This window comes from Acetobacter sp. DsW_063, from assembly GCF_002153745.1.
Classification (GTDB): Bacteria; Pseudomonadota; Alphaproteobacteria; order Acetobacterales; family Acetobacteraceae; genus Acetobacter.
The window spans coordinates 95,141-119,251 of sequence record NZ_JOPL01000013.1; the positions used below are offsets into that span (position 1 = coordinate 95,141).

General features: G+C 59.2%; 19 protein-coding genes. 10 read left to right on the forward strand and 9 right to left on the reverse strand.

Annotation, left to right across the window (positions count from 1 at the left end):
- The first annotated feature begins 102 nt into the window (after positions 1–102).
- Positions 103–3,075, forward strand: a complete 2,973-nt coding sequence (gene uvrA, locus HK28_RS03310; protein ID WP_086643190.1) for an excinuclease ABC subunit UvrA — start codon at positions 103–105, stop codon at positions 3,073–3,075.
- A 469-nt stretch (positions 3,076–3,544) separates the two neighbouring features.
- On the opposite strand, the gene panC is transcribed toward uvrA, so the two are convergent.
- The 4 genes from panC to HK28_RS03330 all read right to left on the reverse strand — a co-directional run bounded on the left by panC (position 3,545) and on the right by HK28_RS03330 (position 7,725).
- Positions 3,545–4,372: a pantoate--beta-alanine ligase gene (gene panC, locus HK28_RS03315; protein WP_086643191.1), complete on the reverse strand. Its 828-nt coding sequence runs from the start codon at positions 4,370–4,372 to the stop codon at positions 3,545–3,547.
- Positions 4,369–5,187 carry a 3-methyl-2-oxobutanoate hydroxymethyltransferase gene (gene panB / locus HK28_RS03320; RefSeq protein WP_086643192.1) on the reverse strand — a complete coding sequence of 273 codons (819 nt, stop codon included), beginning with the start codon at positions 5,185–5,187 and terminating at the stop codon, positions 4,369–4,371. The genes panC and panB overlap by 4 nt, the downstream gene beginning before the upstream one ends.
- 583 nt (positions 5,188–5,770) lie before the next feature.
- Positions 5,771–6,793 carry a glycosyltransferase family 1 protein gene (locus HK28_RS03325; protein ID WP_086643233.1) on the reverse strand — a complete coding sequence of 341 codons (1,023 nt, stop codon included), beginning with the start codon at positions 6,791–6,793 and terminating at the stop codon, positions 5,771–5,773.
- Between the two features lie 20 nt (positions 6,794–6,813).
- Complete coding sequence (locus HK28_RS03330) at positions 6,814–7,725, reverse strand: UDP-2,3-diacylglucosamine diphosphatase (RefSeq protein WP_086643193.1); 912 nt, start codon at positions 7,723–7,725, stop codon at positions 6,814–6,816.
- A 180-nt stretch (positions 7,726–7,905) separates the two neighbouring features.
- On the opposite strand from HK28_RS03330, the gene HK28_RS03335 reads away from it, so the two are divergent.
- Both HK28_RS03335 and HK28_RS03340 read left to right on the forward strand, forming a co-directional pair.
- Positions 7,906–8,850 carry a diacylglycerol kinase family protein gene (locus HK28_RS03335; RefSeq protein ID WP_086643194.1) on the forward strand — a complete coding sequence of 315 codons (945 nt, stop codon included), beginning with the start codon at positions 7,906–7,908 and terminating at the stop codon, positions 8,848–8,850.
- Between the two features lie 391 nt (positions 8,851–9,241).
- Positions 9,242–9,595 (forward strand): hypothetical protein, encoded by a 354-nt coding sequence (locus tag HK28_RS03340; RefSeq protein ID WP_086643195.1) that lies wholly within the window; start codon positions 9,242–9,244, stop codon positions 9,593–9,595.
- A 149-nt stretch (positions 9,596–9,744) separates the two neighbouring features.
- On the opposite strand, the gene HK28_RS03345 is transcribed toward HK28_RS03340, so the two are convergent.
- On the reverse strand, positions 9,745–10,638 hold the full coding sequence (locus HK28_RS03345; protein ID WP_086643196.1) for a LysR substrate-binding domain-containing protein: 894 nt from the start codon (positions 10,636–10,638) through the stop codon (positions 9,745–9,747).
- Positions 10,639–10,751: 113 nt separating this feature from the next.
- Here HK28_RS03345 and HK28_RS03350 point away from each other — a divergent pair, with 113 nt between their 5' ends.
- Together HK28_RS03350 and HK28_RS03355 are read left to right on the forward strand one after the other, a co-directional pair.
- Positions 10,752–11,504, forward strand: a complete 753-nt coding sequence (locus HK28_RS03350; protein WP_086643197.1) for an SDR family NAD(P)-dependent oxidoreductase — start codon at positions 10,752–10,754, stop codon at positions 11,502–11,504.
- Between the two features lie 131 nt (positions 11,505–11,635).
- Positions 11,636–12,472 (forward strand): alpha/beta fold hydrolase, encoded by an 837-nt coding sequence (locus HK28_RS03355; protein WP_086643198.1) that lies wholly within the window; start codon positions 11,636–11,638, stop codon positions 12,470–12,472.
- 430 nt (positions 12,473–12,902) lie between these two features.
- Here HK28_RS03355 and HK28_RS03360 read toward each other — a convergent pair whose 3' ends face one another.
- Complete coding sequence (locus HK28_RS03360; protein WP_233140317.1) at positions 12,903–13,196, reverse strand: helix-turn-helix domain-containing protein; 294 nt, start codon at positions 13,194–13,196, stop codon at positions 12,903–12,905.
- 187 nt (positions 13,197–13,383) lie between these two features.
- On the opposite strand from HK28_RS03360, the gene HK28_RS03365 reads away from it, so the two are divergent.
- A complete protein-coding gene (locus HK28_RS03365) occupies positions 13,384–14,229 on the forward strand; it encodes an SDR family oxidoreductase (protein ID WP_086643200.1) in 846 nt (281 codons plus the stop codon).
- Positions 14,230–14,356: 127 nt separating this feature from the next.
- On the opposite strand, the gene HK28_RS03370 is transcribed toward HK28_RS03365, so the two are convergent.
- Together HK28_RS03370 and HK28_RS03375 are read right to left on the reverse strand one after the other, a co-directional pair.
- Positions 14,357–15,256: a PPK2 family polyphosphate kinase gene (locus HK28_RS03370; RefSeq protein ID WP_086643201.1), complete on the reverse strand. Its 900-nt coding sequence runs from the start codon at positions 15,254–15,256 to the stop codon at positions 14,357–14,359.
- 45 nt (positions 15,257–15,301) lie between these two features.
- Complete coding sequence (locus HK28_RS03375) at positions 15,302–16,057, reverse strand: SDR family NAD(P)-dependent oxidoreductase (RefSeq protein WP_086643202.1); 756 nt, start codon at positions 16,055–16,057, stop codon at positions 15,302–15,304.
- Between the two features lie 104 nt (positions 16,058–16,161).
- On the opposite strand from HK28_RS03375, the gene HK28_RS03380 reads away from it, so the two are divergent.
- The 4 genes from HK28_RS03380 to HK28_RS03395 all read left to right on the forward strand — a co-directional run bounded on the left by HK28_RS03380 (position 16,162) and on the right by HK28_RS03395 (position 21,971).
- Positions 16,162–16,764 (forward strand): YqgE/AlgH family protein, encoded by a 603-nt coding sequence (locus HK28_RS03380; protein WP_086643203.1) that lies wholly within the window; start codon positions 16,162–16,164, stop codon positions 16,762–16,764.
- A 756-nt stretch (positions 16,765–17,520) separates the two neighbouring features.
- A complete protein-coding gene (locus HK28_RS03385; RefSeq protein ID WP_086643204.1) occupies positions 17,521–17,727 on the forward strand; it encodes a molybdopterin-binding protein in 207 nt (68 codons plus the stop codon).
- Positions 17,728–18,041: 314 nt separating this feature from the next.
- The gene (locus tag HK28_RS03390; RefSeq protein WP_233140318.1) at positions 18,042–20,045 is read left to right on the forward strand and encodes an FAD/NAD(P)-binding protein; all 2,004 of its coding nucleotides are present in this window, start codon (positions 18,042–18,044) and stop codon (positions 20,043–20,045) included.
- Positions 20,046–20,090: 45 nt separating this feature from the next.
- Positions 20,091–21,971, forward strand: coding sequence for an FAD/NAD(P)-binding protein (locus HK28_RS03395; RefSeq protein ID WP_086643205.1), 1,881 nt, complete (start codon positions 20,091–20,093; stop codon positions 21,969–21,971).
- A 211-nt stretch (positions 21,972–22,182) separates the two neighbouring features.
- On the opposite strand, the gene HK28_RS03400 is transcribed toward HK28_RS03395, so the two are convergent.
- Entirely contained in the window at positions 22,183–23,922 is a 1,740-nt protein-coding gene (locus HK28_RS03400) for a Na/Pi cotransporter family protein (RefSeq protein WP_086643206.1), read from the reverse strand.
- Positions 23,923–24,111: the final 189 nt, after the last annotated feature.

Here is a 24,111-nt window from a genome sequence, read left to right on the forward strand (position 1 = left end):
GCCCTGCAGGGCCATGCGAACAAAAAGCTAACATTCGCCCTGTAAAAATCCGGCGGCCCCCCTATATTCGACGGTCGGAACGACGGGACGACTGACGGCACGATGACGAAGCAGACAATTTCCAGCCACGCCATCCGGGTCAAGGGCGCGCGTGCCCACAACCTGAAATCCGTGGATGTCGAGATTCCTCGCGACAAACTGACCGTCATCACCGGCCTTTCGGGGTCTGGCAAATCGTCGCTCGCCTTCGACACGATCTACGCTGAAGGGCAGAGACGTTACGTCGAAAGCCTGTCCGCCTACGCGCGGCAATTCCTCGAATTGATGGGCAAGCCGGACGTCGACTCGATCGACGGGTTGTCGCCTGCGATCTCCATCGAACAGAAAACCACGTCCAAAAATCCGCGCTCAACCGTCGGCACCGTCACTGAAATTCACGACTACATGCGCCTGCTTTGGGCGCGCGCAGGCGTGCCGTATTCGCCCGCGACCGGCCTGCCGATCGAGGCGCAAACCGTGAGCATGATGGTCGATCGCGTGATGGAGATGGCGGAGGGTACGCGGCTGATGCTGCTCGCCCCGGTCATTCGCGACCGCAAGGGGGAATACCAAAAGGAAATCGCCGAGCTTCAGCGCAAGGGCTTTTCCCGCGTCAAGGTCGACGGCGAGCTGTATGAAATTTCCGAAGTCCCGAAGCTGAACCGCAAGCTGCGGCATACGGTCGAGGCCGTGGTGGACCGTATCGTGGTGAAGCCGGGCATTGAAAGCCGTCTCGCCGACAGCTTCGAAACCGCTCTCGGCCTGTCAGACGGGATCGTCTACGCCGAGGAAGTCTCGCGCGACGCCGCGGCCGAAGGCGCACGCACTGTGTTTTCCTCGCGCTTCGCCTGTCCCGAAAGTGGCTTCACGCTGGAGGAGATCGAGCCGCGCCTCTTTTCCTTCAACGCGCCACAGGGCGCCTGCCCGACCTGCGACGGCATCGGCACGGAGACGTATTTCGATCCGCATCTGGTGGTGCCGGACGAGGGCCTGTCGCTGGCGCAGGGGGCTATCGCCCCGTGGCGCAACGCACAGAACGACCTGTTCGAACAAACTCTCTCCAGTGTCACCGCCCATCTGGGCGTGGAGATGACGACGCCATGGCGCCATTTGCCAGAGGCCGCACGGACAGCCATCCTAGAGGGCACGCCGGACGACGTCGTCTTCACCTACCGCGACGGCCGCAAGGCCTACGCCGTCACCAAGCCGTTCGACGGCGTGCTGGCCAATCTGCGCAAACGGCTAGCGATGACGGACAGCGTATGGGCGCGGGAAGAACTGACGCGCTATCAATCCGACAAGCCATGCCATGTCTGCGACGGCGCCCGGCTCAAGCCGGAAGCGCTGTGTGTACGGCTCGCGGGCTTCAACATTGCGCAGGCGTCCGATCTGTCCATCCGCAAGGCGCTTGAGTGGTTCGACAACGTGCTGCCGACGTTGACGCCGCAGCGCGCCGAAATCGCGAGGCGCATCCTGCGAGAGATCGTCGACAGGTTGAAATTCCTTGTCGACGTCGGCCTCGACTATCTGACGCTCTCGCGTGGCTCCGCCACCCTGTCCGGCGGCGAAAGCCAGCGCATCCGGCTGGCCAGCCAGATCGGCTCGGGCCTGACCGGCGTATTGTATGTGCTCGACGAACCGTCGATCGGTCTCCACCAACGCGACAACGAGCGTCTTCTCGGCACGCTGGAGCGGTTGAAATCGCTCGGCAACACCTTGATCGTCGTGGAGCACGATGAAGACGCGATCCGCAGCGCAGATTGGCTGATCGACATGGGGCCGGGCGCAGGCGTCAACGGCGGACGCGTGATCGCCGCAGGCACGCCAGAGGACGTGGCTAAATCGCCCGATAGTCTGACCGGCGCCTACCTGTCCGGCCGCAGGCAGATTCCCGTCCCGGCTCAACGGCGACCGTTCGACAAGAAGAAACTCGTAACCGTCCGTGAAGCGACCGGCAACAACCTGAAGACCGTAACCGCCAGTTTCCCGCTCGGCACGTTCACATGCATCACCGGCGTCTCGGGCAGCGGCAAATCCACGCTGGTCCTCGACACGCTCTACAAGACCCTGTCACGTAACCTCATGGGATCCGGGCAGTCGCCGTCGCCGTGCGCGGGCGTCGACGGCATGGAGTTGCTCGACAAAATCATCGACATCGACCAGTCGCCGATTGGCCGAACCCCACGCTCCAACCCCGCGACCTACACCGATCTGTTCGCGCCGATCCGCGACTGGTTCGCCGAACTGCCCGAGAGCAGGGCGCGCGGCTACAAGCCCGGCCGCTTCTCTTTCAACGTGAAGGGCGGACGTTGTGAAGCATGTCAGGGCGACGGCGTGCTCAAGATCGAGATGCACTTCCTGCCGGACGTGTTCGTCACTTGCGACGCCTGCAAGGGCGCGCGGTACAATCGGGAAACTCTGGAGGTGAAGTTCAAGGGCAAGTCCATCGCCGACGTGCTCGCCATGAGCGTTGACGAAGCCTTGCCGTATTTTCAGGCTCAACCCCGCATCCGCGACCGGCTGGCGATCCTGCAACAGGTTGGTCTCGGCTATGTAGCGCTAGGCCAACAGGCGACGACGCTCTCGGGCGGCGAGGCCCAACGCGTAAAGCTGTCCAAGGAACTGGCCAGACGCGCCACCGGCCGCACAATGTACATTCTCGACGAGCCGACCACGGGGCTGCACACGGAAGACGTACGCAAGTTGCTCGACGTGCTGCACGCGCTGGTGGAGCAAGGCAATACTGTTGTCGTGATCGAGCATAATCTCGAGGTCATCAAGACGGCGGACTGGATTCTAGATATCGGGCCGGAAGGCGGAGATGGCGGCGGCAGGATCGTCGCCGAAGGCACGCCCGAGACTATCGCTGCCTGCGCCGAGAGCCACACGGGGCGTTTTCTCGCTCCTTTGCTCAGGGCCACAGGACACCCTGAGGCTGCTGCGAAAATCTCCGGCAAAGGCAAGCCGCCTCGCAAATCCCCCGAGCGGTCAAAGGGAAGCGCTTCGAAGGCAAAACGCGGCGCCACTGTCAGCTGACGTCCGAAGTACTGCCACTGGACCTCAATGCAGAGGCGGCGCTTCAGACATCTATGCTGCCGATCAACTGCGCCCGCCCAAACGATCTCGCCTGATCGGAGCCGTTTTGGCGCAACAGGGTGATCGGGTCTTTCACAACGCGCCTACACGACGAAAAGGAAACGTTGACGCGCCTGATTGCGGTTTACGTTTGCATTAAAATCGCCTTCTTCGGCAAAGGGCCGTCAAATCGATTTTTATCAGACGGCGCTTTTTTCGGAACGACATCAGTTATAGTTTTTGACGGATAAGAATCCTCTCACTCGTCCATGAATTTTCTCCAGACAGAATCACGCGAGAGAAAAATCGATACCACAAGAGCATATTTTGAAAATATTCGGCAGTCTCAAAAATCAGAACGCACGAGAGAGAAACCCAATTCTGTAACGACCATCTACCCTGAAACAGCGCGCGGCAAGAACACGCCCATCTAAACGGCCAGATTGTCGATGAGCCGGACCCCATCAAGCCAGGCTGCCGCCAACACCCTGAGAGAGGCGCCTGGCTTCTCCCTAGGCGTCAACGTCGTTGCTTCGCACACGTCAAGATAATCGATACTTTCGAAACCAGCATCACGCAGTATTTGCATTCCTACATCAAGCGCAACGTCTCTCTCCGCACCGCTTCTTACAACATCTGCGACCTTCTGCATCGCTGAGTATAACGCAGGCGCGCGCCGCCGGGCGTTCTCTCCCAGACGCCGATTCCGTGACGACATGGCGAGGCCATCAGCCTCACGCAGCGTCACGCAGCCCTCAATGCGTATCGAGTGGTTGAAATCCTTCACCATACGGCGAACGATCTGCAACTGCTGCCAGTCTTTCTCGCCAAAAAAGGCAACATCGGCCTTCGATATATTGAAAAGCTTCATCACTACGGTCGCCATGCCGTCGAAATGCCCTGGACGGTGCGCGCCTTCCAGCCGCTCAGACAGGTCGCCCACGTGGACGTTCGACACGAAACCTGCCGGATACATCTCGGCAACAAACGGAACAAACACGGCGTCCACCCCATCCAGCAAGGCGACGTCCCGATCTTCGCTCCGAGGATAGGTCTCAAGATCAGCTGCATTGTTAAACTGCGTCGGGTTGACGAAAATCGACACGATCACGCGATCGCACTGTTCGCGCGCCCGCTTCACCAGCGAGAGATGCCCGTCATGCAACGCTCCCATTGTGGGGGTCAGGCCGATCGTCGCGCCTTCAGCTTTCCATGCGACGACCTGGGCCTGTAAATCGGAGATAGTACGAAAAATCACACTCGTTCTCCGAAACTATGTTCTTGAGACGGGAACTGTCGGTTACGAACTTCTTCGGCGTAGGCGCTGACCGCCTTCTCCGCCTGCGCGGCCAGATTTGCATAACGTTTGACGAATTTCGGCCGAAAATCAGCAAACAGACCCAACATGTCGTCTACGACCAGAATCTGGCCGTCGCAATTCGGCCCCGCTCCTATCCCGATTGTGGGACAGGCGACCGTCGACGTGATCAGATTTGCTAGAGACTGTGGAATTTTCTCAAGAACGACCGCGAAGACGCCAGCCTCACTTACAGCGCGCGCGTCCGCCAACACACGCTCCGCATCCGCATCGCGCCCCTGCACCTTGTAGCCGCCAAGCGTATTAACAGATTGCGGCGTAAGGCCAATGTGTCCCATTACCGGGACGCCACGTCGCACCAGAAAATCGATGGTCGTGGCCATGTGAACGCCGCCCTCCAGCTTGACAGCGGCAGCCCCGGTTTCAGCAAGAATCCTCGCGGCGTTCCTGAACGCCTGCTCAGGACTCTCTTCGTAAGTTCCAAAAGGAAGATCAACGACGCAGAGCGCATGCGACAAGCCGCGAACGACGGCTTTACCATGCAGAATCATCATATCCAACGTGACGCTCAGCGTCGACGGAAGGCCATGCAGGACCATGCCCACACTGTCGCCGACCAGCGCGACATCACAATGGGCGTCCACCAGCTTTGCGATCGGCGTTGTGTACGCCGTCAGGCACACGAGAGGTTCTCCCCCCTTTCGCAATCTGATGTCCGCGGCTGTCAGAGTTTTCTGGGATACGTTGACGCTCATTGTCTTAACTTTTGCTTCGTGTCGCGGCCTGTATATCCGCACGAACGACATCTCGCCACCCGGAGCGCCCCGCATGACGCGTTGGAACTGGAGCGACCACACGCTTTACGAAGTTCGTGTCTTGTCGCCAGTCCGAGCACGCCGGTTGCGACACGCCCAGAGATCTTTGGCCATCGACGTCGAAGGGGTGTCAGACGCCTGCAGGGAAAGCAGCTTGCCGCCGTAGCGTCATCTTTCAAAAAAACGAAACTTTTCCCGTGGCCCGCGCTCGTCCGCCTGCCGCGCCTAGATCCGACACGGCTCTATTGCTTTGAAGTCTTCGAGCGTGAGATCACTATACCGTCAGACAAAGCGTCTCGCGTTCAAAAATCGCGCTCAGTGCACTCCACATCAGCCATCGCCCAAGTCCTGACAATCTGATTTACACAGGATAAACGCGGCGTCCCGCACATGGACGCCCCCCCTGATCAGACACGCATCTTTGACCGAATGTCCGCACCATACGTTTCCCGGGGCGAGCGCAGAGCCCGCCTGCGGCAGCGCCGTCATATTCGATTTAACGAAAATCCTGTTCCGTGATGCGCTACAATGCCCGAACAGGACTCAGCGCCTTTTCGAACATCTCGGTACATGCCTCCCACGTAAACCGTTCGGCGTGGGCGCGGCATGCGCCTCGATCAGCGTTCAGAGCGGCCAGGCATGCGGCGCGCAAGTCCGCACCCACCGCGCCCACACGGCCGCCAGTTCCGGCCAGAATATCGCGCGGGCCAGTGACGTCGTAGGCCGCGACCGGCGTGCCGCAGGCAAGCGATTCAAGCAGAACAAGACCGAACGTGTCGGTCAGGCTGGGAAACACGAAGACGTCCCCCCCGGCATATGCTGCGGCCAGAGCCCCCTCGCTGAGCCTTCCCGTAAAGAACGCCGCTGGAAAGCGGTGTTGCAGCGCCGCGCGTTGCGGCCCGTCTCCCACCACCACCTTCGATCCGGGAAGATCCAGTGAGAGGAACGCCTCGATGTTCTTCTCCACCGCAATGCGGCCGACATGAACAAACACCGGTCCCTGAACGCCCAGTTCGGTCTTCCAGTCCCGACGTGGTTCGGGAGAAAACCTAGTAAGATCGACGCCGCGCGTCCACGGCTTCAACTTGGTGAACCCGCGGGCGGCGAGATCTTCCCGCAGGCTCTCCGTGGCGACGAGCGTCGCCTCCGCCGCGTTGTGAAAGCGTCTGAGAACAGCATAGGAGAGACCCAGACCGACTTTCGCGCGGGCCTGCACGTATTCGGGGAAACGCGTATGATAGGAAGTGGTGAACGGCATTCCCCGCTTTCGCGCCCATCGCCACGCCGCCCAGCCTATCGGGCCCTCAGTCACGATATGCAGGGCCTGCGGGCGGAATGCTCGCGCCATTCGGTCAAAACCGGGTCCCGGCCAGACTGCGAGACGAATTTCCGGGTAAGTCGGGCAGGGAACGGACCGAAACCGGTCAGGCCCCAGCACCTCGACCTCATGCCCGCGCGCGCGCAGTCCGTCGATTACCGTGGTCATGGTGCGCACGACGCCATTCACCTGCGGTTTCCAGGCGTCGGTTGCGACAAGGATCCTCAAGGGACCTGCATTCACGCCGATCACGCCGGCAGCGAAGCCTTGCGCGCAGCGGCCGCGCCGACCGTCGCAGCCTGCGCCATATCCGGTTCCGGACGAAGCCCACCCCGCGCCCTCCGACCACTCTCGGAACGGGAAGAGGCGCTCGGCGCTCCATATGACGCGCGCATATGCGAACTCCAGTCGATCAGGGAGAAATGCCCCTGCCGGTCCTCGACCAGCGCCGTGCAACTCTCCACCCAGTCCCCGGTGTTCATGTAAGTCACGCCGCCGATATCGCGGATTTCGGGGTTATGGATATGCCCGCAGATCACGCCGTCGGCGCCACATTGACGCGCCTCGCGCGCCAACGCCTCCTCGAAGCGATCTATCGCCTTCACCGCGCCTTTGACGCGCTTCTTGGCCCAGGCCGAAAAAGATCGGTAAGGCAGCCCCAGACGGCGCCGCGCTCCGTTGATCCAGCGATTGAGCGTCAGCGCCGCCGTATAGGCGTGATCGCCGAGCACCGCGAGAACCGGCGCATAGCGAACGACGCTGTCAAATTCGTCTCCGTGGATCACCAGATAACGTCGACCGTCGGCGGCGATGTGCTCGGCCTTGGGACACAGACGGATCGACGCGATCTCCAGTTCCATCGGCAGCCAAGCCCGGAACATTTCGTCATGATTCCCGGGGATGTATATCACTTCCACGCCCCGCCGGGCGAGGCGGAGGATCATGCGCAACAATTCGTCATGCGCTTCATCCCAATGCCAGGAGCGCCGCAACCGCCATCCGTCGATAATATCGCCGACGAGATAAAGCTTTTCGCAGTTCACGGTTTTCAGAAAGTCGACGACCAGGGCTGCGCGGCTGCCCTTGGTGCCAAGATGTATGTCCGAGAGGAAAACCGCGCGATAAGACGTCTGGCCGGAGAGGAGAGTATCGAAGCTCATGGCGCCCCGCTTTCATCATGTCGCGACTGATGGTCCGTGACCTTTCATAAGCGATCCGCGCCGCGCCGCACGTGACAGTTTGATGATTTCAGAACGGAGTTCCCTGATTGCATTGGCGTGGCGTCCGACGCGGCCTAATGTTCGTGGCAGAGGAGGGGAAATCCCCCATGAAAGACACGAATGTTTGTCATCCATAATCCGACCGCGGGGCGACGGAACACGCGCAAGCTGTGGGCCGTGCTCGACTGGCTGGTCAATCATGGCGCGCCGGTCAAAATCTTGGAGACCCGGCACAGCGGCCACGCGACCGTGCTGGCGCGGGAAGCTGTGGCGAGTGGCGCGGACATGGTGGTCGCCGCTGGCGGCGACGGCACGATCGCCGAGACTGTCGCCGGGATGATTGGCGGGCAGGCGCGGCTGGGCGTCATCCCTCTGGGCACGGCGAACGTGCTGGCCCATGAATTCGGCCTGCCGAACCACCCGCGCGAACTCGCCACGATCCTCTCCTCCCCTCGCAGCGCACCTCTCTGGCCCGGCGTAATGCGGTCGCCGACATCGACGAAGCTCTTCGTCCAGATGGTCGGAGCGGGCTTCGACGCTCACGTGGTGCACAACATCGATCTTCATACCAAACGCCGTATCGGCCGTGGCGCGTATGTCCTGCAGACCCTCCGGGAGTTGCAGCGCTACCAGTTTCCAGATTTGACGATCCGGCTGGACGGGGTGGAGCATCGCGCCGCCAGCGTCATCGTCAGCAAGGGGCGCTTTTATGGCGGCCCCTACATACTGGCGCCGGACGCGCGGCCGGGCGAGCGAGGCTTCACCGTGGCGCTGTTCCGCGACGGCGGCCCTCTCTCCGCATTGCGGGCGGGGGCCGCATTGCCGCTAGGGCGTATGGGCGCGTTGCCGGGCGTCTCGTTGCTGCATGCTTCGCGCGTGGAGATCGGCGGACCGATCGGACTGCCGGTGCAGGCGGATGGCGATCCTGCCGGGATATTGCCGCTCAGCGTCTACGACGCCGAAGGGCCGATCCTCGTCGCTGCATCCCCACAGGCAAAATACCGGCGCGGGGAGGCTCTGTTGTTTGACTCCGCATCGACCCCGCAGCAGCAAGCCGCTCAATAAGCTTGAAGATGCTGTCTACCGTGTTTACGGCGCAGACAACTCATATAACCGAAGTTCCGAATTCGTTAATTTATCGTGCCACACGCGCCGCGGCTAATTAAGCTTGTAATCATATATTTTCGGGAAATTTTATCGATTATTACGCTGGTAACGTAATCTTTTTCTCAAATAATTGACGATGATAATTTTTCTTGTTTTGTTTAATTAAGTTTACACATTAAATAAAATTATGGTGAAACATGGAACTTCCACCCGAACTTGTTCAAATTTCAGGCGGGGACATAGAAATTTGGGGTTATTATAACCCGGTGAAAGCACGCGACGTGGTAGAATCCGCAAGAAAAATTACCAACGCTCAGATAAGCAAAGGAAAAAGACGATTCTGCATATCATGTCAGGGACGCATGGCGCATGTAACCAGCGCATCGGCGCGGTAAACCCACAAGCAGCAGAAAGGCAGTTCTATAAGGAGGACAAAGCGCTTCGCGGCAAACAATCGGAGAATGTTACGGTCGAAGTTCATGAGTTCAACACGGAATTTCTTATTAAGACAAGATCTTTCATCAGAATTAAAAATCCATTTTCAAGCTCCAAACACAAAGATGATAAATTAGCTGGAACAGCACACTCAATGTCAACATTGAATGGAAAGCTTCGCCTTCTGGTCGAGAAAAACACAGATTTCAAACATATATTTCTTCTAGCTTACTGTTGCAGCGCCGGAGAGAAATTGCCCGCTCCATGATTGAATAAATACACTTCAACATTTCCAGTATTCAATTTTTTACATCCTGCTTCATACCTTGATTCTATTTTCACCACATTCTCGTACACCCACGAAGAGTAGCACCATATTGTCTGACCCTCATGGACATAGGCTTTTACCGACCGCGATCAGAGGCGTTTCGGGAACCCGGCCGCAAGGTGGTCAATGAACGCACGTACGGCCGAGGGCAGCCCTCTGCGCGTGGTGAACACAAGATGCACAATGCCATTCGGCCCCGTCCACTCTGGCAGCACAGACACAAGGCAGCCGTCATCCAGCGCTTCGCGAACGAAATGATCCGGCAGCCACGCAACGCCAAGGCCTGCAATCGCGGCGTCACGCACCATGGTCATATCCTGCGAACCGAACCGAGGCGTTCGGCGAATTTCGTGCGTTTCACCATTCTCGTTCATCAACGGCCAGACGCAACCGGCCGCCTCGTCACTCGTTGTCAGCAACGGTGCGGTCGCAAGGTCCGACAGGACGCCGATGCCCGCGGCTACACGGGGATGCGCCACGAGGACACGCACAGAGCGCCCCAACGTACGCATGGTCATTGCCGCATCCGACGTCAGCGCAAGACGGACACGCAGCGCGAGGTCGATGCGTTCCTTAACGAGATCAACAGGTCGATCCACCGCCAGAAGCTGTAGCCGCACCTTTGGGTAACGGCTCAGAAATCCGGTGATCAGATCACCGATGACGGAGACCATCCCGGTGGGACAACTGAATCGGACAATGCCTGCCGGTTCGGCCTGAGCGGCGCTGATGATCGCCTCCGCAGCATCCGCCTCGTCCAACATGAGCCGACAGCGCTCATAAAATGCCTGCCCGAGCTCCGTGACGCGAAAACGGCGGCTCGAACGCTCGATCAACCGTGCGCCAAGCCGGGTCTCGAGATCCGATATACGACGACTGAGTTTGGATTTCGGCTCGTGCAACGCGCGCGATGCTGCGGAAAACCCACCATGCGTCACCACCGAGACGAAATATGCATGATCGTTGAGATCGCGCCGTTCCATCGTTCCTCTTTCTGAACGCTGTGTGCCGATATCACCGTCTACAGCATTTGTCGTTGCGGTGTCATGTCTCTCTCACCGACGCAAACAACGCGTCTTGGACAAGGAGCAGAACAATGGTTTACGGATTTGACGGCAAAGTGGTGGTCGTGACCGGCGGCACAAGCGGCATCGGCCTGGCCACAGCCAAGGCGTTCGCCAAAGAAGGCGCATTCGTTTTCATTACGGGCAGAAGGCAGGATACGCTCGACGACGCCTTGGCCCAGATCGGCGGCAAGGTCACCGGCGTTCGCGGCGACATGGGTAATCTGGAAGACATCGACCGCCTGTATGATGCGGTCCAGCAGAAGCATGGACAGATCGACGTTATTTTCGCCAACGCTGGCGGCGGAACGTTCGCGCCTTTGGGAGAAATCACGGAAGAACACTACCAGTCCACGTTCGACAGCAACGTCAAGGGCGTGCTCTTTACGGTGCAAAAAGCGCTCCCTCTGTTGCGCGATGGCGCTTCGATCGTGCTCAACGCCTCAAACGTCAGCGCAGCCGGAACGCCCGCTTTCAGCATCTATTCGGCGACCAAGGCGGCAGTGCGGAGCTTTGCACGCAACTGGATGCTCGACCTCAAGGGCCGGCATATCCGCGTCAACGCAGTGAGCCCGGGAGTGACCGACACGGCAGGACTGGACCACCTTTTCGGCAACGGCGAACAGGCCGAAGGAACAAAAACCTACCTCGCCAGCCTAATCCCGTCGGGACGCGTCGCCCAGCCCGAAGAGATCGCACGCTCGGTGCTTTTCCTCGCGTCTGATGAAGCCAGTTTCATCAACGGCATTGAACTTTACGTCGATGGCGGTCAAAAACAGATCTGAACGTCGTCAGGTCCGCGCGGCATCCTCCCGAACAAACATGCAGCGATGTTCGCATGAGCGCCGCGCGGACGGATTATCAGACGTCTCAAGCCACGGCATAACGCCTGCGCTTAGAATTTTCGGAGATGATCATGTCTTTCGTCACGACCAGGGATGGCGTCGAAATCTTTTACAAGGACTGGGGGCCGAAAGACGCTCACCCGATCATGTTCCACCACGGATGGCCGCTGTCATCCGATGACTGGGACGCCCAGATGCTGTTCTTTTTGCAGCACGGTTTCCGTGTTGTCGCGCATGACCGCCGTGGGCACGGACGCTCGGCCCAGGTGTCCGATGGTCACGACATGGATCATTATGCGGCCGACGCTTCCGCTGTCGCGGAAGCGTTGGACCTGCGAAACGCCGTGCATATCGGCCACTCTACAGGCGGGGGCGAGGTTGCACGTTATGTGGCGAGACACGGTCAGCCCGCCGGACGCGTCGCCAAAGCGGTTCTGGTCAGCGCCGTTCCGCCCCTGATGCTACGCACTGAAGCCAACCCAGAGGGCTTGCCCATCGAGGTGTTCGACGGATTCCGCTCGGCCCTCGCTGCAAATCGGGCGCAATTTTTCCGCGACGTGCCCGCTGGCCCGTTCTTCGGATTCAACCGCGCAGGAGCTGAGCCGCAGGAAGGAGTCATCCAAAACTGGTGGCGACAGGGTATGACGGGCAGCGCAAAGGCCCATTACGAGGGCATCAAGGCGTTTTCCGAAACTGACCAGACCGAAGACCTGAAGGCCATTACCGTGCCGACGCTTGTCCTGCATGGAGAAGACGACCAGATCGTACCCATTGCGGACGCGGCGCTTAAGTCGATCAAACTGCTGCCAAATGGCAAGCTCAAGACCTATCCCGGTTTCCCGCACGGGATGCTGACAGTGCATGCAGATGTGCTCAATGCGGATCTGCTGGCCTTTATCAAAGGCTGACCTCCCGATGCGGCCACGGTAAATCTGCTGTGGCCGCATTGTCCTAAAGCTTCATCGGCGACACCATGTCACGCCAGCCATAGCGTTATCGCACTGGAACCGCCCGTAAAATCGAGCCCCCAATCTGACATGCTCCGACCAAAGCAACGCTCAGTGCTGCGAGTGATGGGGCCTTTCCTGCGGCTGATACACAAGGCTCCTTACGATAAAAAAGCATGGCTACCGAACGACAATGCCGAAACTTCTAGGAGGCAACGTTTGTCATTCAGAAATATTTTTTGACGAACGCTTCCCGCCCTAATCACGCCTGAGCGGTAATCTTTGGCAACAAACACATTGAGAGTATTCTTGATTGGACTGCCGATTAACTTGCAGTCTCAGAGCCACAGCTCGTAATCATCATCAATATCGATGCATACAGATTATTATTTCATATTTTTTCGCGTTTTGCTTCGAGAATGCTTGGCAGACGTATTTCAATCCAGTCCGCAAGCGCAGACACCTTCTCCGCCGCTTCCTGCCCCAACGGCGTAAGGCTGTATTCGACATGTGGCGGCACCACATGAAACGCGATACGATCAACAAGACCATCGCTTTCCAGCCACTGCAGGGTCTGCGCCAACATGCGCTCGCTCACGCCACCAATAAGGCGGCGCAATTCACCGAACCGATGGGTTCCGTTTTGCAGCGCAATCAAAACGAGAACGCCCCAGCGACTGGTCATATGTTTTAGCACCTCGCGTGAGGGACATTGAGCGGCCATAAGGTCGCCTCGACGCAATTGCTCTGACAGAGAGGCTCGCTGAGTTTTCGAATTTTTCTTCATACTTACTTTTATGTACGTACTTACTAATCAGAAGCAAAGATCTTATGTCGTGATGTGTCACGGACCACAAACAGAGAGAAATGTCATGGCCATTGCGATTACCGGTGCGAGCGGTCAACTCGGGCGGCTTACACTCAACGCCCTCATAGGCCGAGAGACCGGAGAACATATTGTCGCCCTCGCGCGCGCACCTTCAAAAATAGAGCTTGAAAGCGTCGAAAAGCGGGAATTCGATTACTCCAGAATCGACACGCTCGCGCCCGCTCTGAAAGGGGTAGAGACGTTGGTCCTGATTTCATCAAGCGAAATCGGACACCGTGTCGTTCAGCATCGAAATGTCATCGAAGCTGCAAAGATCTCTGGCGTCCAAAATATTCTATACACCAGTGTGTTGCACGCCGATACGTCGCCTTTGTCGCTGGCAGATGAACATCGCAAAACCGAGGTCGACCTCGTATCGTCTGGCTTGTCTTTTACGATCCTCCGCAATGGCTGGTATACGGAAAATTACGTCAATTCTGTCGGAGCCGCTCTCAAGGCAGGCGCATTTATCGGAAGCGCCGCAGACGGCCGGATCTCATCCGCCGCTCGTGCCGATTACGCAGAAGCGCTTGCAGCCGTCGCCACAAACAAAGGTCACTCTGTAAAAACCTATGAATTGGCGGGCGATAACGCCTGGACGCTTTCTGATCTGGCGGCAGAAATCTCGCGACAGACTGGAAAGGAAATCCCGTATCGAAATCTGCCTGAAGCGGAATACGTCAAAGCTCTTATTGGAGCGGGCCTTCCCGCTGACCTAGCGCATTTCATAGCGGGTTGCGACACCGCTGCTTCGAAAGGCGCGCTTTTCGATGGCGGGCTTCAGCTCTCCGCCCTGATCGGGAGACCAACGACGTCTCTTTCTGAAAGCGTCGCTCTTGCGCTTAAATAATCTCTCTATCGATATCAAACGCCGCGACGATTTGTGAGGAGAACACCCGCCTGGCGCGGTGCCCTCATAAACGACAAAAAATCAACTACGCTCAAAGGGGGAGCGTCCCCCCTTGAGCGGGAAGATGTCACCCGGCCTCGTCCACAAGCTCCTGCCGATACTTGTCCAGAGAACTTGCCAAATCTGGCTCCATCGTCGGCGTCTTCTGCCCCAGCTTCTCCATCGTGTCGATAATCGCGTGAATGACCACAAGCCGTGCAAACCATTTGCGGTTGGCGGGGATTACGAACCATGGCGCGTGATCACACGATGTATGGCGAATCGCCTCTTCATAAGCGTGACGATAGTCCCCCCAGAATTCGCGCTCTTTCATATCAGCGCTCGAAAATTTCCAGCGCTTGTCCTTCAGGTCAAGACGGCGGAGCAGGCGCTTGCGCTGCTCCTCACGCGAAATGTTGAGGAAAAACTTCAGCACGACGGTCCCCTGCCGAGACAGGTAGTGCTCAAAATTTCGGATATCGTCGAAACGCCCCTGCCAGAACTCGGGCGTCCCGACCTCTCCCGGCAGGTGCTCCCTCTCCAGAAGCTCCGGATGCACCCGCGTCACCAGAACGTCCTCGTAGTGGCTGCGATTGAAGATGACGATACGACCGGCGGACGGACCTGCGATATGAATGCGCCACAGGAAACCATGTAGAAGTTCCTGCGGCCCCGGCTGCTTGAAGGAAGAGACCGTGACGCCCTGCGGATTCACGCCGGACATCACATGTTTGATCGTGCCGTCCTTGCCGGACGTGTCCATGCCCTGAAAGACGATCAGCAGCGACTTCGTCCCGTTGGCGTACAGCAGGTCCTGCAAATCCGCGAGGCGCTTCTTGGCCACCTTCATCAGCGCCTTGCCTTCGGACTTGCTCAGCCCGATATCGGCCTTGTCCTTCGGATCGTATTTCGACAGATCGAAGTTCGCCACGTCGTCGACGCGAAAGCGCCGCGTCAGGATAGTCTGGAGGTCGGCGCTCTGCTTCATGACACGTCCCCTTGCAGTAACTTCAGGCGGCAGTTTTGAATGGGGTCAGCCGACCCCGCGCTTTACGGCGAGACCCGCCGACGCCTGACACACCGGCATCATCTCGATGCGGTTGATGTTTACGTGTGCAGGCAGGCGCAGCGTCCACGAAACCGTCTCCGCGATATCCTCAGGCAGGAGAGGCTGCGTGTCGCGATAGACCTCCGCCGCTTTCGCGTCGTCGCCAAAGCGGACATTGCTGAATTCGCTGCCGCCACAAAGACCTGGCTCAATATTCGTCGCACGCACTCGCGTGCCCAGCAAATCGCTACGGAGATTGCGCATGAACTGCGACACGAACGCCTTTGACGCGCCATAGACGTTGGCGCCCGGATAAGGATACGTCCCGGCCGTGCTGCCGATCGAGACGACATGCCCATGGTTACGCTCTGTCATTCCCGGCAAAAGCGCACGCGTGATTTCGACCAACCCGGTGACGTTGGTGGCGATCATGGTCTCCCAGTCGGCTATATTCGTCTCCTGCGCGGGGTGCAGGCCGAGCGCCAGCCCGGCGTTGTTCACCAACACGTCGACGCGGCGCCATGCCTCTGGAAGACTGTCTGGCAACGCCCGAAGCGCCTGCGTGTCCGTCATGTCGAGTTGAAGCGGGAGGAAGGCATCGCCCAGCGCATCCTGCAACGCGACCAGACGCTCCTTGCGACGCCCTGTCCCGATCACCCTGTATCCGTCACGGACCAGGCGTTCGACGATCGCCTTGCCAAACCCCGCGGTGGCGCCTGTCACCAGAACTGTATCGCTCATCGCACTTCTCCCCAGACTGCTGTGCGTTTCATTCACTACGCGCCGCATTAGCCGAGGTTGAGCGGCGTGTTGTCAAATAGCCTAGTGAGCCCCATATCCTCTGAATGGCTTCAGCTCCGACCGAAACGATCTACACGAATTTCCGCGACGCCCCTCTGACGGGGAGGCTTCTGGTCGCGACGCCTGCATTGTCGGACTCAGATTTCGCCCGCAGCGTCATCTACATATGCGCCCACTCTACAGAAGACGGCGCAATGGGGATCGTGGTCAATCGGCGCCTGTCCCAACCGGCATTCGACGATCTGCTTCTTCAACTGGACATAGCTCCAGCTCCTCCGCGCCGCCGCGTCTCCCTGTGCGCCGGCGGGCCTGTGGAATCCATGCGCGGTTTCGTCCTGCACTCCTCCGACTGGAGCGGGGACGGCAGCATGACGGTCGACGAAGGCATTTCCCTGACGGCCAGCCTCGACATCCTCAAGGATATCGCCGCCGGGTCTGGCCCTCGCGACGCACTGCTCGCCCTTGGACACGCAAGCTGGGCGGCGGGGCAGATCGAGGAGGAAATCGCCCGCCACTCCGCATGGCTGGTGGCCCCGGCGACGCGTGACATTCTTTTCGGCGTCGATCACACGGGCAAGTGGCGCAAGGCTTTGGCGGGGATCAACATCGATCCGCTGCGACTGGCGCCATTTGTCGGCAACGCTTGAGTCGTCTTCCCGGGACTCACCTGACGAAGGCGCCTCTCGGCGTGCGCGCCACATCCGAGCCAATCCTGCTGACAGACCTGTCTGCGCAAACCTCTGAGCATTTTTCAGCGCCTGTAACCGAGCGCCAACAACTGCATGCTTCCGAAACTTCGCCCCAAGCCCCCGTGAATGCATGTAGTCCGTTTAATCTCGGATATTCAGAAAAAAAGTGGGAGACCATGTCGTCACCCCATGCGCGAGGTCGCCGTCCCCATAGGGATAGGTTCCCAGCCCGACTGGCCGCCCCTCCCTTCGGGCCTCATCCCATTTCCGAAGCTTCGCGTCGTCATGCGTCATATAAGCTTCGGCAGGTCCGATTCCTCAATCACCCGAGAGCGTCATCTCGCGTCCCCTCTCCCCCCATCCCATTGGCGCAGGAAAGCGGCTCATCGGGCAGGAGGCACAGGCGCTGCGCTCCCCGTTCCAAACGCGATTTCAACCGTAGCAGTTCGACGACCGGCCCGAATGAAAGCCTTTCACGCGACGACTCCCTCAACGCGAGGCCCAGAGAAAGCTGCGCCGCGCGAACGCCTCTGTCACAACTCTCTCCGATCTGGTGAAATTCACTGCCATACGATGCACGATCTCTTCTCGTTATTTATGAAGTACGCCACAAAACATCGCAGTATATTCCCCCTGCAGTGAAGGTATACGCTCCTCCTACCGACCGACGCCTGCAGCGTCGCCGTCACTCCTGAGCGTTGAAAGGATTAACCGATGAAATTGAGCGCACGAAACCAGATCAAGGGGACCATCTCCAAAATCGTCAAAGGCGCCACGACGTCGCATGTCACGATCGACATTGGCAGCGCTGCCGTCATGGCGTCGATCACCAACGAAGCCGTCGAGGAGCTCGGACTGACGGAAGGGGCGGCTGCGTTCGCAGTCATCAAGGCCTCGGACGTCATGGTGGCCGTCGAATAGCCGCGGTCGCCGCCATCAGAATGAAGGTCGTGTTCGCCGAACACGCAGGGCTTTCCTGATCAGGGCACTGTGATAGGGGCGATAATCGCACGGGGCGATGAGAGGGGAGGGCCGGGAGCTGCGTGCGGAAAATTCGCTTGCACGCATTTCGTTGCGATTTTAGCATGACTATAAAGTGTGATCGAAACCCTCATAGCTTCGCGCCTGATTTGCTGCGGCCAATGAAAATCTTATGGAGCCCAGGTATCCAGCAGGTTTTCTGAATCGAAACTCCCTGCGTAACGGAAAAATCGCCAGGCAGGGTGGAGAACCGAATGACTTTGCCTGCGTCGGACGACATGCCGGCCGCCAGAAAATGGCCCCGCATCAGTCGCCGCGACTTTATGAACGGCGTCGCCGCCGTCGCCACCGCGCCATCTATGCCGGGTCGCGCTGCGGAAGGCGAAACTTTTATCCCTCCGCCGCAAAAAACAGGCCTGCGCGGCAGCCACCCGGGCGCGTTCGAAGCCGCGCATGCGTTGCGAGACGGCGCGCTCAAGCCGGAAAGCGTTCGTGACACAGGCGAACTCTACGATCTCGTGATCGTCGGCGGTGGGTTGAGCGGCCTTGCGGCGGCGCATTTCTTTCGTCGATACGCGGGAACAGACAAAACCGTTCTGATCGTGGAGAATCACGACGATTTCGGCGGTCATGCAAAACGCAACGAATTTGACGTTGACGGACACACGATCGTTCTCAATGGAGGAACGCTGGAGATCGAATCTCCCGAGCGTTACAACGAATGGGCGCGTTCGATTCTGAACGACATCGGCACCGACCTCTCCGCTTACGAGCGTCAAAACGCCCCTCAAGACTCTCTCTATGAGACTCTTGGCATGAAACCGGCATTTTTCTTCGATCGCGAAGGCTGGTCGGCGGATCGTATGACTCGCAGAGGTTCACGTCGCGACGCGCCCTGGCCGAGCCTCGACGCCACAGCAATCGCTCAGGCGCCGCTCAGCCCCCGCGCCCGGAGGGACCTTGAGCGTTTGTTGGCGAAGACACAGCCGGACTACATGCCCGGCGTCGGCGTCGCAGAAAAAAAGAAGCGGCTGGCGACGCTAGCCTACGATAAATATCTTCTGGACTACATAAAGGTCGACCCCACTGTGGCGCGCATGTTTCGCAAGGCCGGAGCAGGGGTCTTCTGCGTCGGCGCGGACGCCATGCCCGCCCTGTTCGCCTGGGCGATGGGATATCCCGGTTTCTCCGGCCTTGGTCTGGGCGTCATGCCCGAGGGCCTTCTCTCCGATCTGCCCGGCGGCGAGCATGGACGCCAGACCGAGACCGATCGCTCCGTTCATTTCCCTGACGGCAACGCGACGCTCGCTCGCCTGCTCGTCGCGTCCCTGATCCCCGAGGCGACAACGGCGCGTGGTCAGAACGCTATGGGCACAGCCGATTTCGACTACATGGCGCTTGACCGGGCGTCGAACAAGGTCCGTATCCGGTTGTCCACGCTGGCGCTGAACGTCGCCCATGACGGTCCGGCGGAGAGCGCAGAGGCTGTATCGATCCTGTGTTGTCCCGCCTCAGAACCTCACCCGACGGCCATACGAAAAGTGCGCGGACGACAGGTCGTGATGGCGTGCTGGAACATGTTCATCCCGTATCTGATCCCCACGCTGCCGGACGCACAGAAAAAGGCGCTCGCCTACGGGGTAAAGGGGCCGATCGTCTACGCCAACGTCGCCCTGCGGAACTGGCGCGCATTTCACAAACTCGGCGTGTCGGACATTGACAGTCCGAACATGTATTTCGAGCAGGTGCAGATCGCCGAACCCGCCTCTCTGGGCGCTCTGAAAGCGCCAACCAACCCGGATCAGCCGATCGTCGTGCGTATGATCAAGACGTTCGACGCCCCCGGGCTGCCGACCAAGCGCGATCAGCATCGCGCCGGTCGGGCGGCGCTGCTCGCCACGCCGTTTGAGACATTCGAACGCGAAATCCGCTCTCAACTGCAAAGACTCCTTGGCCCTGGCGGTTTCGACGCAGACCGCGACATCGCCGCCATCACCGTCAATCGCTGGCCCCACGGCTACGCCTACACCTATAACAGCCTTTACGAACCTCTGGACTGGGTCTTTACCGAAACAGACGAGCGGCCCTGTGTCGCAGCACGTCAACCGTTTGGTCGCATCGCTATCGCAAATTCCGATTCCGCGGCCAGCCCCCATACCGACGCGGCGTTCGAAGCTGCACATCGCGCGGTGGTCGAACTGCTCGGGCGTGAAGCGTTTCCCTTTGTCTCTGCTACGCCGGGCCCGTCCACATTCTGAAGAATATCGCGAACCTCGGTTTCGCGTACTGACCGAAAGTACGATATGTCAAACTCCGATATCACCCGAAGAGACTTCGTGCACGGCGTCTCGGGCGCAATGCTCGCCGCTCTTCTTTCGGGTAAACCCGCCACCGCCGCAGCGCTGCGAGACGCATCGACATATCCGCCGTTGCGAACTGGGCTAAGGGGGCAATACCCCGGCTCGTTTGAGATCGCCCACGCCGCGAGAGACGGTCATTTCAATGGTCCTGTATCCGCGAAGAGTACTGGCGAACACTACGACCTTATTGTTGTCGGTGGCGGTATTTCAGGGCTGAGTTCTGCCCTGTTTTATCAGAAGGCACTGGGTCCAAAGGCGCGCATTCTGGTTCTGGACAACCATGACGATTTTGGCGGCCACGCCAAGCGCAACGAATTCCGCCACAAAGGCCGCATGTATTTGTCCTATGGCGGGACAATGAGCATCGAAACGCCATTCCCCTACAGTTTCACCGCCAAATCGCTCCTTACCGAACTTGGCGTGACGCCGTCCCGGTGGAAAGACGTCGTGCAGCCGAAAACCTTTGAGGGCATGGGATCGGGCGTATTTTTCGACCGCGAGCACTTCGCTACGGATCGTCTCGCCCCCGGTTTCAACCATGAAGAAGCACCGACCGCCGCATTTTGGGACGCGGCGCCTCTGGATTCCACTTCGAAAACGGCGCTTTTGCGCTTGTATGACGCCAACACGAACTTTATGCCGGGCATGACGCCACACGAACGCCGCAAGCGTCTTGAGGCAATGAGTTATGAAACGTTTCTACGCCAATACGCAAAATTGCCAGATCAGGCGGTTTCTTTCTTTGACGGCGCGGGATATCGCAACAACATGCGCATCGACACATGCCCAGCGTTCATGGCCATGCGCGGAGGCGCGCCGGGCTTCGCCGGAATGGAAGTCGAGCAGGATCCGCTTGTAGAGGCGGATTTTTTCCATTTTCCTGACGGAAACGCGTCGATAGCTCGACTCCTCGTCGCGCGGCTGGTCCCGAAAGTTTTCGGCGCACCGCAGACCATGGACAGCATCGTGACGGCCACCGCCGACTACAGCCATCTGGATCGTCCTGATCAACCTGTACGCATTCGGCTGAAACAGATGGTCGTTCGCGTAGAGCATGTCGGCGACGCCTCCGTTGTCGAAAGCGCCTCCGGATCCATTCACCCCGTGCGCGTGGTTTATCAAAAGCCGGACGGGTCGGACGACCAACGCTACGAGGCGACGGCCGAGAATGTAATTCTCGCCTGCTTCAACAACATCATCCCTTACATAGTCCCGCAATTGCCCGAATCGCAGAAACAGGCGCTGAAATACCCGTCAAAAGTGCCCATGATGTACACCAGCGTCCTTTTGCGGAACTGGCGCGCCTGGAAATCCGCCGGGGTAAACACCGTCATGGCGCCTCATGGCTATTACCAGCATCTTTTGCTCGATACGCCACTGCGGCTCGGCGATTATGAAAGTGTCGGCGCAGTGGATGAACCCGCGACCCTTCATATGTTGCGCAATCCAAATTTTCCCGGCCACCCGAGAAAAGATCAAAACCGGATGGGACGTCAGGAAATGTTGGCGACGTCCTTCGAAACCATCGAATCCGAAACGCGCGCGCAACTCCAAAGAACGTTCGGCTCATACGGCTTCGACGAAAAGCAGGATATTCTCGCAATCACCGTCAACCGATGGCCCCACGGTTACGCCTATACCTACGACACGCTTGGCGACCCCACTTTTCCCGACGCCGAGCAACCGCATGTCATAGGCCGAAAGCCTTTTGGGCGGATCGCCATCGCCAACGCAGATTCCGGCGCGGCGGCGTTCACCAACATCGCCATAGACGAGGCGGAGCGGGCTGTGCAGGAGAGTCTCGCAGGCCGGGGTTATGATTGACGCTTGCAACACAGAATAGATCTTTCTCTGGCGCGCCTGATCACGAATGCGACTGTCGCTTGTCGTACGAATCTATTTTTAGAAAAGTCAAACTTTGAATTCGTGATCGAATAAGATCTGCTTGAAGGCAGAAGGCTGTCGTCGTCCATAAAATTCTGGCGCATACAGCACCAGAGTTTTGGGAAACGCAAAAAACTTCATCGCGCGGCGCTCAAGACTCCTTCCCCTCCAGAATAGTCTTCACTTCCACCTTTCCTTCATCAGCCAGAGGGGGCTGCACGCGGCTGGGCAACAGCGCGCCCTGCTCGGCGAGACGCGGGTAGGCTGCCGCAGCAACGATGTGGGAGTTTACTCGCTTCAAATCCCGCAGCAGATCCAGCTGCGCTTCTCCGGGGTCGTGAGCCGAAGGCGCCGCGTCGGACTGAACACCCGCAGCCTGCTGCGTCTGGCGCAGACGCTCGAAATAGGCATTCGTGGCGTCCATCTCAATTTCGCGGAATACGTCTTTCTGCGCGGCCAGACGCCGCGCTATCGCATCGTCTCCGCCCAGCAGGATCGTCGCGCATGAGTCGATATTGATGTGAATGCGGTCGATCATCTGCGTCACAGGCGTCAGAAGCTCCTGCGCCAGACGTATGCGCTGACGAGCCAGTTTCTGCGTTTCAGACAGCAGATTGCGCTCGGCGATGTCGCTTGCATGGATCAATTGCGTGCAGAACGCGAGGATGTCCTCCGCACGCGCCAATTCGTCCTGAGTCGCAGATTCCGGGTCAAGCGCCACAAGGTAGCTGCGGATCGCAGTCCCAAGCTGCCCCATTGAAGCCGCGTCACGCCGGATGCTCAACGCGGGTTGCGCGTCCGCCGTGATGAGGGACTCCCGCAGGGCGCCCATAATGTCGACGAGAAGATCGCAAAGGCGCAAGGCTTCGCGCGTGGCGTTGGCGACGGCGATCTGCGGCGCATTGTCGAGCATCGACCGATCAAGATAAAGCGGCGTGCCGGGCGTGAGCGTCACCTGCCGCGGCGGGTCGGGAAACATCCTCTCCAGCAGACGCGCGTAGCGGTCGATAAAGGGCAACGCGACGACCGCCAGTGCCAGATTGAACATGGTGTGAAAATCCGCGACGCTTCGCTGTGGAGTCCCCTCCCAGCCCGACACCCAATCCGCCAGGGGTCGGAGAAACGGCAGAACCAGCGCTGCAGCCGCCGCGCGCAACAGGAGATTGCCGAGCGGCAAACGCCGCGTGGCGGCGTCGGTCGCGTCGCTTTCCAGCACCGGATTGATGGACGTGCCAATATTGGCGCCCAGCACCAGCGCGAATGCGGTCGCTGGCCCGATCGCGCCCCGCGACGCAAAGCTCGCCACCAGCATCACGGTCGCGACGGAAGAATGACTCATCCAAGTGACGCCAGCCGCCAGCAACACGGCGGCAAGAGGATGCGCGCCAACCACGCCGAGCACGTTCTGCAATTCGGGGCGGTGCGCATAGGGCTCCAGCACGTCGATGAACTGGCGTAACGCGAGCAGAAGCAGGCCAAGCCCGATAAACACGCGGCCCGAATCCCTCACTGCCCCCCGGCTTTTACGAAACAACACGACGCCCGCCAAAATCAGAGCCGGCGCCACGGCGGTGACGTCGAACGCGAGCACCTGCACGATCAGCGTGGTCCCGACATTGGCCCCGAGCATAACGGCGAGGGACGCCGACAGCGCTATGTGCGCCCGCGCCGCCATGTTGGTGATCATCAACCCGGTCGCGGTCGAAGATTGAAGGACAGCCGTCACGCCAAGGCCGGTCGCGAAGGCCTGCAACCGCCCGCGAAGCATCCTCTCGAGAAACACATTCAGGCGTGGCCCGAAGGTGCGCCTGACGCCGGTCTGCACCATGTGGACGCCCCACAGAAGCAGGGCGACGCTGCCGGCCAGATCGATGGCGGTCAAAAGCTCCATCCAGCGCTGTTCCTCTCTTCGTCATACATGGACCGACGCCGCTGTGGCGTCGCCTGCCCGCGAATCATAAACCTGTCCACGCCATATGGGTCCAGATGAAAGCGTCCCGGCTTTACCGCCCGGAGTTTGATGTCGCCGCTCAAAGGCGATAGAAACGCAATTCAGACGCGTTCGCGTATTGTCGCATCC

Excerpts from the sequence above, each read along its gene's own strand:
- HK28_RS03385 (WP_086643204.1), top strand. The coding sequence starts at position 17,521 with ATGAAATTGAGCGCACGAAACCAGATCAAGGGGACCATCTCCAAAATC.
- uvrA (WP_086643190.1), top strand. The coding sequence starts at position 103 with ATGACGAAGCAGACAATTTCCAGCCACGCCATCCGGGTCAAGGGCGCG.
- HK28_RS03345 (WP_086643196.1), bottom strand. The coding sequence starts at position 10,638 with ATGGAACGGCGCGATCTCAACGATCATGCATATTTCGTCTCGGTGGTG.
- panB (WP_086643192.1), bottom strand. The coding sequence starts at position 5,187 with ATGAGCGTCAACGTATCCCAGAAAACTCTGACAGCCGCGGACATCAGA.
- HK28_RS03395 (WP_086643205.1), top strand. The coding sequence starts at position 20,091 with ATGTCAAACTCCGATATCACCCGAAGAGACTTCGTGCACGGCGTCTCG.
- HK28_RS03375 (WP_086643202.1), bottom strand. The coding sequence starts at position 16,057 with ATGAGCGATACAGTTCTGGTGACAGGCGCCACCGCGGGGTTTGGCAAG.
- HK28_RS03380 (WP_086643203.1), top strand. The coding sequence starts at position 16,162 with ATGGCTTCAGCTCCGACCGAAACGATCTACACGAATTTCCGCGACGCC.
- HK28_RS03360 (WP_233140317.1), bottom strand. The coding sequence starts at position 13,196 with ATGACCAGTCGCTGGGGCGTTCTCGTTTTGATTGCGCTGCAAAACGGA.
- HK28_RS03355 (WP_086643198.1), top strand. The coding sequence starts at position 11,636 with ATGTCTTTCGTCACGACCAGGGATGGCGTCGAAATCTTTTACAAGGAC.
- HK28_RS03365 (WP_086643200.1), top strand. The coding sequence starts at position 13,384 with ATGGCCATTGCGATTACCGGTGCGAGCGGTCAACTCGGGCGGCTTACA.
- HK28_RS03330 (WP_086643193.1), bottom strand. The coding sequence starts at position 7,725 with ATGAGCTTCGATACTCTCCTCTCCGGCCAGACGTCTTATCGCGCGGTT.
- HK28_RS03370 (WP_086643201.1), bottom strand. The coding sequence starts at position 15,256 with ATGAAGCAGAGCGCCGACCTCCAGACTATCCTGACGCGGCGCTTTCGC.
- HK28_RS03390 (WP_233140318.1), top strand. The coding sequence starts at position 18,042 with ATGACTTTGCCTGCGTCGGACGACATGCCGGCCGCCAGAAAATGGCCC.
- HK28_RS03340 (WP_086643195.1), top strand. The coding sequence starts at position 9,242 with ATGTCAGGGACGCATGGCGCATGTAACCAGCGCATCGGCGCGGTAAAC.
- HK28_RS03400 (WP_086643206.1), bottom strand. The coding sequence starts at position 23,922 with ATGGAGCTTTTGACCGCCATCGATCTGGCCGGCAGCGTCGCCCTGCTT.
- HK28_RS03350 (WP_086643197.1), top strand. The coding sequence starts at position 10,752 with ATGGTTTACGGATTTGACGGCAAAGTGGTGGTCGTGACCGGCGGCACA.
- HK28_RS03335 (WP_086643194.1), top strand. The coding sequence starts at position 7,906 with ATGTTTGTCATCCATAATCCGACCGCGGGGCGACGGAACACGCGCAAG.